Genomic DNA, 11,831 nt, shown 5'->3' with positions numbered 1-11,831 from the left:
CTTAATAGATTTAATCTTTTGGTCCCGGGGGATTAGCTCAGTTGGGAGAGCACCTGCCTTGCACGCAGGGGGTCAAGGGTTCGAATCCCTTATTCTCCACCATATTGAGGGCTTATAGCTCAGCTGGTTAGAGCGCACGCCTGATAAGCGTGAGGTCGATGGTTCGAGTCCATTTAAGCCCACCATTTGTTCTTTGAAAATTGCATAAGATATTAAAAACCAAGTAAAGTTATTTATATAAACTTTGTATAATTAAGACTAATTTAATTTGATAGAACCAAGCAGTGTGAGGAACTGAAGACTCGAGGAAGCGGAGTTTACTTATGTAAATGAGTACCACAGAGACGAAAGTGACGAAGCAATGCGCAGGTTATAGCAATTTTTAGGTTAAGCTACAAAGGGCGTATGGTGAATGCCTTGGCACTAGGAGGCGAAGAAGGACGCGATAAGCTGCGATAAGCTTCGGGTAGGCGCAAATAGCCAGTGATCCGGAGATTTCCGAATGGGGAAACCTATGCATCAAACGATGTATATCCTGTAGTGAATACATAGCTACATGAAGCCACACCTGGGGAACTGAAACATCTAAGTACCCAGAGGAAGAGAAAGAAATTCGATTTCCTAAGTAGCGGCGAGCGAAAGGGAAAGAGCCCAAACCAGAGATTTATCTCTGGGGTTGCGGAATACTCATAAAAGCTAGAGTTTGTTATTCGAAGATAGCTGGAAAGCTAAGCCATAGAGGGTAATAGCCCCGTAGGAGAAAGCGAATGATAGCGAGAGTATATCCAGAGTACCACGAGACACGTGAAACCTTGTGGGAAGCAGGGAGGACCACCTCCCAAGGCTAAATACTACCTAGTGACCGATAGTGAAGAAGTACCGTGAGGGAAAGGTGAAAAGAACCCCGGAAGGGGAGTGAAATAGAACCTGAAACCGTATGCCTACAACCGGTCGAAGCACCATATGAGTGTGACGACGTGCTTTTTGTAGAACGAGCCAACGAGTTACGGTATGCAGCAAGGTTAAGTACTTAAGGTACGTAGCCGAAGGGAAACCAAGTGTGAACAGCGCGACTAGTTGCATGCCGTAGACCCGAAACCGGGTGACCTATCCATGGCCAGGTTGAAGCGAGGGTAAAACCTCGTGGAGGACCGAACCACATTGGTGTTGAAAAACCATGGGATGAGCTGTGGATAGCGGAGAAATTCCAATCGAACTCGGAGATAGCTGGTTCTCCTCGAAATAGCTTTAGGGCTAGCGTCGGGTAAAATGAGTAATGGAGGTAGAGCACTGAATGAGCTAGGGGCTGACAACAGTTACCGAACTCTATCAAACTCCGAATGCCATATACTTTTACCCCGGCAGTCAGACTGCGAATGATAAGGTCCGTAGTCAAAAGGGAAAAAGCCCAGACCATCAGCTAAGGTCCCCAAGTGTAAGTTAAGTGGAAAAGGATGTGGGATTTCTAAGACAACTAGGATGTTGGCTTAGAAGCAGCCACTCATTTAAAGAGTGCGTAATAGCTCACTAGTCAAGAGATCCTGCGCCGAAGATGTCCGGGGCTCAAACTTACCACCGAAGCTATGGACTCCGTAAGGAGTGGTAGAGGAGCTTTCTGTATGGGCAGAAGCAGTACCGGAAGGAGTTGTGGACTGTACAGAAGTGAGAATGTTGGCATAAGTAGCGAGAATTAAGTGAGAATCTTAATGGTCGAAAACCTAAGGTTTCCTGGGGAAGGCTCGTCCGCCCAGGGTTAGTCGGGACCTAAGCTGAGGCCGAAAGGCGTAGGTGATGGACAATCGGTTGATATTCCGATACTACTATTAGCGTTATTATCGATGGGATGACGCAGGAGGATAGGGTGTGCCAACTATTGGATGTTGGTCTAAGCATTTAGGGGTGTACGTAGGCAAATCCGCGTGCTAATACTCTGAGGTGTGATGGGGAGCGAAATTTAGTAGCGAAGTACCTGATTCCACGCTGCCAAGAAAAGTCTCTAGAGAGCAAAATAGTACCCGTACCGCAAACCGACACAGGTAGGTGAGGAGAGAATCCTAAGACCAGCGGAAGAATTACAGTTAAGGAACTCGGCAAATTGACCCCGTAACTTCGGGAGAAGGGGTGCCTAGCGCAAGCTAGGCCGCAGAGAATAGGCCCAAGCAACTGTTTAGCAAAAACACAGGTCTCTGCTAAAGCGAAAGCTGATGTATAGGGGCTGACGCCTGCCCGGTGCTGGAAGGTTAAGGGGATTGCTTAGCGCAAGCGAAGGCATGAACTTAAGCCCCAGTAAACGGCGGCCGTAACTATAACGGTCCTAAGGTAGCGAAATTCCTTGTCGGGTAAGTTCCGACCCGCACGAATGGCGTAATGATTTGGGCACTGTCTCAACTGTAAATCCGGCGAAATTGTAGTGCAAGTGAAGATGCTTGCTACCCGCGATTGGACGGAAAGACCCCGTAGAGCTTTACTGTAGTTTAGCATTGAGTTTCGATATTGTCTGTACAGGATAGGTGGGAGACTGGGAAGTAGGGCCGTCAGGTTCTATGGAGTCAACCTTGGGATACCACCCTGACAGTATTGGGATTCTAACGGAAACCCATGAATCTGGGTGCCGGACATTGTTAGATGGGCAGTTTGACTGGGGCGGTCGCCTCCAAAAAAGTAACGGAGGCGCCCAAAGGTTCCCTCAGAACGGTCGGAAATCGTTCGAAGAGTGCAAAGGCAGAAGGGAGCCTGACTGCGACACCTACAAGTGGAGCAGGGACGAAAGTCGGGCTTAGTGATCCGGTGGTTCCTCGTGGGAGGGCCATCGCTCAACGGATAAAAGCTACCTCGGGGATAACAGGCTGATCTCCCCCAAGAGTCCACATCGACGGGGAGGTTTGGCACCTCGATGTCGGCTCGTCGCATCCTGGGGCTGGAGAAGGTCCCAAGGGTTGGGCTGTTCGCCCATTAAAGCGGCACGCGAGCTGGGTTCAGAACGTCGTGAGACAGTTCGGTCCCTATCCGTCGCGGGCGTAGGAAATTTGAGAGGAGCTGTCCTTAGTACGAGAGGACCGGGATGGACTGACCTCTGGTGTACCAGTTGTTCCGCCAGGAGCATGGCTGGGTAGCTATGTCGGGAAGGGATAAACGCTGAAAGCATCTAAGCGTGAAGCCCACCTCAAGATTAGATTTCCCATAGCGTAAGCTAGTAAGATCCCTTGAAGAACACAAGGTTGATAGGTGAGGGGTGTAAGCATGGTAACATGTTCAGCTGACTCATACTAATAGATCGAGGGCTTAACCTAAACAAAGTTTTTAATATCTATGCAATTTTCAGAGAACACTCTGAGCTTTAAAAGAAATTTTAAAGTGTATCCAGTGATTATGCCTGGTAGGTAACACCCGTTCCCATTCCGAACACGACGGTTAAGCTACTAAGGGCCGATGATACTGCAGGAGAGGTCTTGTGGGAAAGTAGGTTGTCGCTGGGTTTAATGTTCCGCGATAGCTCAATGGCAGAGCATTCGGCTGTTAACCGAAGGGTTGGAGGTTCGAGCCCTCTTCGCGGAGCCATTTTACTTTTTGAATAAATAATGTTCCGTGGTAGCTCAATGGCAGAGCATTCGGCTGTTAACCGAAGGGTTGGAGGTTCGAGCCCTCTCCACGGAGCCATTTTATTTTTTGGATTAAGATAAGAGAGTTGATTTAAGATGATTATAGTCATTTTAAATTAACTCTTTTTGTTTTATATCCAACTTGGGCATTTATAAAAAAATAAAAAATTATTTCAATTTCTTCGTGGGTTTTCTTATTAATAGTAGTCTAAATAGATGTAAAGAAAAAACTTAAAGAGTATTTAGAAATAACGTTATAATAAATTAACCTGTTGTGCTAGCAGATAAGTTTTCATTAAAAGGATATTTATACCATGATTTTAGGCAGTCCTATCCTATTGTCTCATATACTGTTTTTGGAAATTATTATCCGAATACTAATTCTTTAATCTTTGATATTTCTATACCTATATTAAAAAATTTATTTATAAAATAGCAAAGATTATGAGCTAATATTTTATTTGATATTCTTGTGGCAAATCCCCAAGTTGATTTTGTAAGAACCCTCTGCATATTTAATTGCTCGGAGAGCTGAGAAAAAGTAGTTTCTACTCTACGACGAGCCTTGAATATCAACTGCCTAAAAGGTTTTAAAAGTTTAGTTTTACTATTGTTACGATTTATTGTTAAAAGACGAATGTACCTTGTTTCTTTTAATTGCGAAGCAACTTTTTGACCTATATATCCTTTATCACCTATTAGTATATCAATCTCTGAATTAGCTGTGAGTTCCCAGACGACATCTCTGTCATCAATATTTGCTGCTGTTACAGTAAAATCTGTGATATAGCCATCGAGGGCTACTAAAGCATGTAATTTGAATCCATAATATGTTTCTTTTTTCGAAGCGCATCGCCCGTAGGCAGCCTCCGGCTTAAAAGCTTTATGGAAATGAGCTCTCCCAAACTTACACACAGGAATTGGCATACTATCTGCAATTCTCATTCGGTCATATTGATAGTTAAGAAATTTCGTTAACTCTTTACGAATTTCATCAATGACTCGAAATAATGACTTTCTAACTCTATGAAACCTCGGCCTACTACAAAAGTTGGGAAATAAGTCTCGTAGGTTTTTAGAGCAAAATCCAAACCATGCTTTTTCAGAGTCAATGGTTAAGAGTTCACCTACTAAAGAAATCGTAATTATTTCGCTATCAGTCATTACTGATTTAGCGATGTTACGACGATTTTTAATAAATGTTGGAGTTACTTTTTGGTAAAAGTCATCAATTATAACATAAGTGACAACAATAAAATCTTTTAAGTCATTTATTGTTATGGTAGAATCTTTATTAAACTCTGGCATATAGGTTAGCCTCCTATCATTAGATTAGTGGTGTTTTTTAATGATAGGTTAGCAAATATGCTGGAGTTTTTCTATTTGTAAGTATTGCCAGCGTATTTAACTAGCACAACGGGTTAAATTAATTTATTTAAGTGATTTACTATCTATATAGACGTTGTGATTAAAAATCTGCATTCTCTTATCAAATGTAGATGGATTTAATGTAGAAATATCATTGTGACTTATATATAATTTTTATATTTTAATTAAGGAGGTATATAAATGCAAAAGAGTGTAGGAAATATTTCAACAGCTATAGGATTTATACTATTAGGTATCATGATGTTATTAAGACAAAGCAATATAGAAATTTTGAAAAACATAATGGTATTCTGGCCTATTATATTAGTGGTGTTTGGTATAGAGCTTCTTATTGAAGCAAAAAGGTTAAAGGAAAATCAAGTGATAAAATTTAATAAAGGCTTTATACTATTAGTTATATTAGCTATGGTGATAGATGGTTATTATTCCGTTAGTGATTCGATACTTAATTGTATTCGAACTTTTTAGAATTTAGTTTATAGAATGTGAATGGAAGTGATAAGTTGTGTGATGAAGATATAATAGAGAGGTTAAAAAATGGTGATAAAAATCAGCTAGTTTCAGTAATAGAAAAATATAAAAAGATGATTATTTCTCTATGTTATTCTTATACACAAGATTATGGGGAAGCTGAGGATTTATCACAGGAAGTATTTATTTCTTTCTATAAAAGTATAAACAATTTTAGAGGGGACTCTAAAATATCCACATATTTATATAGAATCACTGTGAATAAGTGTATAACATATAAGAAAAAAAGGTCTGTTAAGATGATATTTAGTGGATTGTTTAGTCATGGTAAGGAGGAAGGAATAAGTGTTATCGATAGAAATGAAGTAAGGCAAGCTGTAAGGGACTTGCCAGAAGAACTGAAAAATCCGATAATATTATATTATTATTTAGGGTTAAGTTATAAGGAAATATCAGACGTGTTAGAAATATCTGAAAGAGCCGTAGAAGGAAGAATATATAGAGGGAAAAATAAGCTGAAGGACAAACTTAATCGTGAGGAGGAAGAATTATGGGGTCATACAAAACCGACGATATAGAGGGATTATTGTATAAAGCAAATGAAGAGATTATTGTTAGTAATGATTATACTAATAAATTAATAGATAAGATAGAAAACTCTAAATCTATAATAGATATAACTCTAGAATTTATTTTTGCTCAAAGACTATCATTAAGTTTTATTTGTAGTGGATTTTTACTTTTAATTATTGGTATTTTTGGTTTAGAGTCTGATATGATCAACAAAATTTCTAATTTTAAAATAATGTTACCATAAAAGATAGGAGATGTAATTGATGAATAGAAAGAATAGTTTTTTTAATTTTATGTGTGCACTTATACCTGGTGTAGGATATATGTATAATGGACTTATGAAAAGAGGGGTTGAACAAATTATATTATTTTTCGGTATTTTTTCAATATCGCAATATATACAGCTTGACGTATTAATATTACCTTTACTTATACCTATATGGTTTTATAACTTTTTCGATACGTTTAATGTAAAAAATGCTATGGAGAGAGGTATCTTTGTAGATGATAATTACAGAATAATTCAAAGAAATTCTTCGGAATTAAGTATGAGTAAGATAAATAATAAAATAATTGGTATTGCACTCATTATTATAGGAGCTTTAGCAGTTGTTAATAAAGTTTGGGATATGTTATTTTCTTTTAGAATTATTCAACATTATCATATGATTTATTCTGCAGTTAGACAACTTATAGTTCCTGTAATATTAATAGTCATAGGATTTGTTTTAATGGGTAGAAATAAACATAACAAAATAGATACAAAGAATGAAGAGCCTACAGTGGTTTTAGACAAAGAATAAAAATATAATAATTTATATAGGTTTCGATAAAGAATCTTCATAAGTTATATTGATTTCTTAATTTGTCTATAGAGTCTTGATGAAATTTCAATATTAGAATATATAAGGTGAGAATCTATTATTTGTTTCTTTTATAGAATAGTTATAATTATTCTATAAAATTGATATATAACAATCTTAGATTCTCATTTTTTTATTTTATAGGAAGTTATAAGAACTTAAAGTTATAAATAACTTAAAACACAATATATAAAATGAACCTTTTATATATCCCTATAAATATTAGCTATTAATATATCCAATGAATTTATTAAGAAGAAATGTGTGATTTGATAATGCTTACTTATGATTTCAGTAAATATAAACGTATAATCATTATATCTGTACAATAAGCATAGTTATATAAAGACACATAATTTAAGACGTATTTATAAATAGATTTTTCGGACATGATATGGTGAAAGGGGTAACATTTATGGGGAAATATAAGGGGATTAAGAACATAGTGCTTTTAGGACATAATGGTTGTGGCAAGACCACTTTAGCTGAAGCGTTACTTTACTCAAATGGAACTATTACTAGAATGGGAACTATTGAGGAAGGAACAACAGTAAGTGATTATGACTCTGAAGAGAGAAAAAGAAAAACCTCTATTAATACGACAATTTTACCTTTTGAGAGAAGTAGTGTAAAGATTAATCTAATAGATACACCAGGTTATTTAGATTTTATTGGGGAAATGCTTGAGGGAATGAGGGCTGCAGATTCTGCAGTTATTTGCGTAAGCGGAAGGTCTGGTTTAAAGGTAGGGACTGAAAGAGCTTATGAATATTGTAAAAAGTTAAGCCTACCAAGGAGTTTTTTAGTAACAAAGCTTGATGTTGAAAATAGTAAGTTTTTTGATACTTATGAAGATATAAAGAACACTTTTGGCTTAGGTGCTGTAGCTGTTCAATATCCTATTGGAGAGGCAATCAATTTTGAAGGTTATGTTGATATTATTTCGGAAACGGCATATAAGGTAGTTGGAAAAGAAGAAATAAAAATAGATATTCCAGAAGATATAAGATATGAGATAGAAAAACTTCACGGAGAACTAGTTGAATCTATAGCAGAAACTAGTGAGGAGCTTATGAAAAAATATTTTGAGGAAGGTACCTTACAAGAAGAAGACATTATTTTGGGTTTAGTAGAAGGATTTACTAGTGGAGAATTATCTCCTGTATTCTGCAGTTCTGCTATTAATGGTATTGGAATTAATGCTTTAAGTAAATATATTATAGATATTTTTCCAAAGGGTGATAGAGTTTACAAAGCGATAAAAACTCAGACTAGTGAAGAAATTGAGGTATATACAGATGAAGAGAAACCTTTCGCTGCTCAAATATTTAAGACTATAGCAGATCCTTTTGTAGGGAAATTATCTATGTTTAAGGTTATTAGTGGAAGGCTTACAAGTGGTATAAGTGTATATAATGCAAATAAAGAAAAAGAAGAAAAAATCAATGCTATATATGAACTAAAGGGAAAAAATCAAGAATTGATAAGTGAAATCTTTGCAGGAGATATTGGAGCTATTGCAAAGCTTCAATATTCATCTACGGGAGATACATTATGCGATATAGCAATGCCTATTAATTTTGAAAAAATGATTTTTCCCAAACCTACAATGACTATGGCAATTATTCCTAAGAACAAAGGTGATGAAGAAAAAGTTTCATTAGGATTAAGTAAGCTTTTAGAAGAGGATAGCACTTTCAGAATTTCTAGAGATATAGAACATTGTGAAACAAATATCTCTGGAATAGGGGAGACTCATCTTGAAATATTAGTCGGAAAACTTAAAAATAAATTTGGAGCTGACGTAATTTTAAGAATTCCTAAAGTTCCATATAGAGAAACGATAAAAGCTACTTCTGATGTTCAAGGAAAGCATAAGAAGCAGTCTGGTGGACATGGGCAATATGGCGATGTTCATATTAAATTTGAACCAAGGGATGATGGAAATGATGAACTTCTTTTTGTAGATCAAGTAGTAGGAGGAGTTGTTCCTCGTCAGTATATTCCAGCAGTAGAAAAAGGACTAAAAGAGTGTATAAATGAGGGGGTATTGGCAGGATACCCGGTAATAAGGTTAAAAGCAACGCTTCATTATGGATCTTATCATTCTGTAGATTCTTCAGAGATGGCTTTTAAGTTAGCAACATCTATAGCATATAAAAAAGGGTTAGAACAAGCAATGCCTGTTATTCTTGAGCCAATAATGCGAGTAGAAGTTTTTACACCAGAAAACAAAATGGGGGATGTAATTGGTGATCTAAATAGAAGAAGAGGACGAGTTCTTGGAATGGAAAATGAAAAAGATAACAATAAAATTATAGCTGAAGTGCCACTAGCAGAGATGTTCACGTACACTACAGATTTAAAGGCCTTGACAGGTGCAAGAGGGTATTTTGATATGGAATTCCAAGGATATGAAGAAGTTCCACCAAGTGAAATGAGAAATATTATAAATAGTAAGCATAAAGAGGCTGATTTAGCTAATCTATAAATATTTAGTCTCTTTTTAAGTAATTGGTATAAAAAATTATAACTTATAGATAATTATTAGGAAGTATTCATGGTAGTTAATAAAATTTCTAGATTTTAAAATAATATAAATATAAATTTAATTTTAACTATAGAGCATTATTTTTTTACATGCTCTATAGTTTTTTATACTTTGGGTTATTTTCACTTATAAAAAATTATAAAAAACTATAGAAATGTTCAGCGTAATGTGGTAAATTAACCATGGGTGGTATCGAGGATGAACTACACCAGAGAAATAATTACTTCTGAAATCTCTAGCTCATATCCTAAAGGAATGGGACTACATTAATGCGATTCATAAGGAGTTGCACAATTAGTTTAAGTTCTAAATAAATTTTTATATAAACCAATCTATTAATAATGAATACTAATCTATATTTACCTATAAAATATCTTCAGAAGTTTTTCAAGTAGTTGCAATAGAATAAAAAGCCTCACCTATACCCATAGTAAGTTAGCGAAGTATTATTGTTAACTAGTCACTACGATTAGATAGGTTCATTTTTGCGTGATAAAATATGGTTTATGAGGAGACAACAAAATGAAAAATACAGTTATTACATTTAAAGAAATGAAAGAAAGAAAAGAAAAGATCACAATGCTTACAGCATACGATTATTCAATGGCAAAGATCGTTGATAAGGTAGGAATCAATAGTATTTTAGTGGGTGACTCTTTAGGTATGACTTGTCTTGGATATGAGGATACTTTAAGTGTTACTATGGAAGACATGATTCATCATACAAAGGCAGTTACAAGAGGTGCAAAAAATGCTTTAGTTGTAGCTGATTTACCTTTTATGTCTTATCAAGGATCTGTTTTTGATGCAGTTTATAATGCCGGACGTCTAATTAAAGAAGGTGGAGCTAATGCTGTTAAACTAGAAGGTGGTAAAGAATTTCAAGATGAGATTAAAGCTATTGTTAGAGCCTCTATACCTGTAGTTGCACATATCGGCTTAACCCCTCAATCAGTAAATGCCTTTGGTGGTTTTAAAGTTCAAGGTAGAGGAGAAGAAGCAGCTAAGAAACTTATAGAAGATGCTTTAGCAGTAGAAGCAGCAGGAGCTTTTGCTGTAACCCTTGAATGTGTACCAGCGAAATTAGCGGAGCTTATTTCAAGTAAATTAACAATACCAACTATAGGTATTGGTGCTGGTAATGGTTGCGACGGACAAGTACTAGTATACCACGATTTATTGGGATTGTTTGATGGCTTAAGACCAAAGTTTGTTAAACAATATAAAGATTTAGGTACAAGTGCTGAAGAAGCAGTTAAGGCTTATATTGAAGATGTAAAGTCAGGAGCTTTTCCTTCAGAAGAACATACTTTTAAAATAGATGAAAAACTTATTGAAAAACTCTATTAAAATTGAGGATTTATAAAAACAATGTTTTAAGTAAATATGTTACCATTAAAAAGCACATTGATTTCATAAGCGGTATATGTGTTTAATGTAGGAACATTATTGAAACTTATGTATGTATAAATTAATTATATATAAAGAACCTATAACCTTATATAGTAAAAGGAGATTATATTAATATGAAAGTAATAAAAACTATAGAGGAAGCTAGACGTGAAATAGGTATATGGAGAAAACAAGGTTTAACAGTTGGACTAGTACCAACTATGGGTTATCTTCATAATGGACATAAAAGTTTGATAGAAAAAGCTAAAGCTGAAAATGATAAAGTCGTGGTAAGTGTATTTGTAAATCCAATACAATTTGGACCAACAGAAGATCTTGATAAATATCCACGCGATATTGAAAGAGATAGTGTAATTGCAGAGGAAGCTGGTGCTAGTTTTATATTTAATCCAGAGCCAGCAGAAATGTATAAAAGTACATTTTCAACATATGTAGATTGTGAAGGAATAACAGAGGGGCTATGTGGAAGCAAAAGACCAGGACACTTTCAAGGAGTATGCACAGTAGTTTCAAAGTTATTTAACATAATTAAGCCAAATAGAGCGTATTTTGGTGAAAAGGATGCACAACAATTAGCAGTAATAAAAAGAATGGTAAGAGATTTGAATTTTGATGTAGAAATAGTTCCTTGCCCAATAGTACGAGAAGAAGATGGACTTGCTATGAGTTCAAGAAATGTGTATTTATCGCAGGAAGAAAGAAGAGCAGCTTTAATATTAAGTAAATCATTAACCAGATCTAAGGAATTACTTAAGAATGGTGAAAAGGAAACTAAAAAGATTTTAGAAGAAATCATAAAAGTTATTGAAACTGAGTCATTATCTAAGATTGATTATGTAGAGATAGTTGATTCAGAAGATTTAGCACCTGTAAGTACAGTTGAAAAACCAGTACTTATAGCACTTGCTGTTTTCATTGGAAAAGTAAGACTTATAGATAATTTTACGTTTATAGGATAAAGGAGAGAAAAAT

General features: G+C 35.7%; 8 protein-coding genes, 4 tRNA genes and 2 rRNA genes. 13 read left to right on the top strand and 1 reads right to left on the bottom strand.

Going from position 1 to position 11,831, the window contains the following annotated elements; genetic code table 11:
- Positions 1-26 precede the first annotated feature (26 nt).
- The 6 genes from CLOCEL_RS18850 to CLOCEL_RS18825 all read left to right on the top strand — a co-directional run bounded on the left by CLOCEL_RS18850 (position 27) and on the right by CLOCEL_RS18825 (position 3,657).
- A tRNA-Ala gene (locus CLOCEL_RS18850) sits at positions 27-102 on the top strand.
- Between the two features lie 6 nt (positions 103-108).
- Positions 109-185: transfer RNA gene (locus CLOCEL_RS18845), tRNA-Ile, on the top strand.
- A gap of 200 nt (positions 186-385) precedes the next feature.
- Positions 386-3,290, top strand: a 23S ribosomal RNA gene (locus CLOCEL_RS18840).
- 69 nt (positions 3,291-3,359) lie between these two features.
- Positions 3,360-3,476: ribosomal RNA gene (gene rrf / locus CLOCEL_RS18835) — 5S ribosomal RNA — on the top strand.
- 7 nt (positions 3,477-3,483) lie between these two features.
- Positions 3,484-3,558, top strand: a tRNA-Asn gene (locus tag CLOCEL_RS18830).
- A gap of 24 nt (positions 3,559-3,582) precedes the next feature.
- Positions 3,583-3,657 (top strand) — tRNA-Asn (locus tag CLOCEL_RS18825).
- Between the two features lie 308 nt (positions 3,658-3,965).
- Here CLOCEL_RS18825 and CLOCEL_RS18820 read toward each other — a convergent pair.
- On the bottom strand, positions 3,966-4,907 hold the full coding sequence (locus CLOCEL_RS18820; RefSeq protein WP_010077629.1) for an IS982 family transposase: 942 nt from the start codon (positions 4,905-4,907) through the stop codon (positions 3,966-3,968).
- 261 nt (positions 4,908-5,168) lie between these two features.
- Between CLOCEL_RS18820 and CLOCEL_RS18815 the strand changes: the two genes are divergently transcribed.
- The 7 genes from CLOCEL_RS18815 (at position 5,169) to panC (ending at position 11,818) form a co-directional block, all read left to right on the top strand.
- Positions 5,169-5,456, top strand: a complete 288-nt coding sequence (locus CLOCEL_RS18815; RefSeq protein WP_010073783.1) for a LiaF transmembrane domain-containing protein — start codon at positions 5,169-5,171, stop codon at positions 5,454-5,456.
- Between the two features lie 17 nt (positions 5,457-5,473).
- Entirely contained in the window at positions 5,474-6,037 is a 564-nt protein-coding gene (locus CLOCEL_RS18810) for an RNA polymerase sigma factor (RefSeq protein ID WP_242655180.1), read from the top strand.
- Complete coding sequence (locus CLOCEL_RS18805) at positions 6,010-6,276, top strand: hypothetical protein (protein ID WP_010073781.1); 267 nt, start codon at positions 6,010-6,012, stop codon at positions 6,274-6,276. The genes CLOCEL_RS18810 and CLOCEL_RS18805 overlap by 28 nt, the downstream gene beginning before the upstream one ends.
- A 19-nt stretch (positions 6,277-6,295) precedes the next feature.
- Entirely contained in the window at positions 6,296-6,835 is a 540-nt protein-coding gene (locus CLOCEL_RS18800; RefSeq protein ID WP_010073780.1) for a hypothetical protein, read from the top strand.
- A 475-nt stretch (positions 6,836-7,310) separates the two neighbouring features.
- Positions 7,311-9,386, top strand: a complete 2,076-nt coding sequence (locus tag CLOCEL_RS18795; RefSeq protein WP_010073779.1) for an elongation factor G — start codon at positions 7,311-7,313, stop codon at positions 9,384-9,386.
- A gap of 582 nt (positions 9,387-9,968) precedes the next feature.
- Positions 9,969-10,796: a 3-methyl-2-oxobutanoate hydroxymethyltransferase gene (gene panB, locus CLOCEL_RS18790; protein WP_010073778.1), complete on the top strand. Its 828-nt coding sequence runs from the start codon at positions 9,969-9,971 to the stop codon at positions 10,794-10,796.
- 176 nt (positions 10,797-10,972) lie between these two features.
- Complete coding sequence (panC, locus tag CLOCEL_RS18785) at positions 10,973-11,818, top strand: pantoate--beta-alanine ligase (protein WP_010073777.1); 846 nt, start codon at positions 10,973-10,975, stop codon at positions 11,816-11,818.
- Positions 11,819-11,831: the final 13 nt, after the last annotated feature.

It is taken from the genome of Clostridium cellulovorans 743B (genome assembly GCF_000145275.1).
GTDB classification, from domain to species: domain Bacteria; phylum Bacillota; class Clostridia; order Clostridiales; family Clostridiaceae; genus Clostridium_K; species Clostridium_K cellulovorans.
Note: the sequence above shows the minus strand (reverse complement) of the source record. Positions and strands in the feature narration are given on the sequence as shown.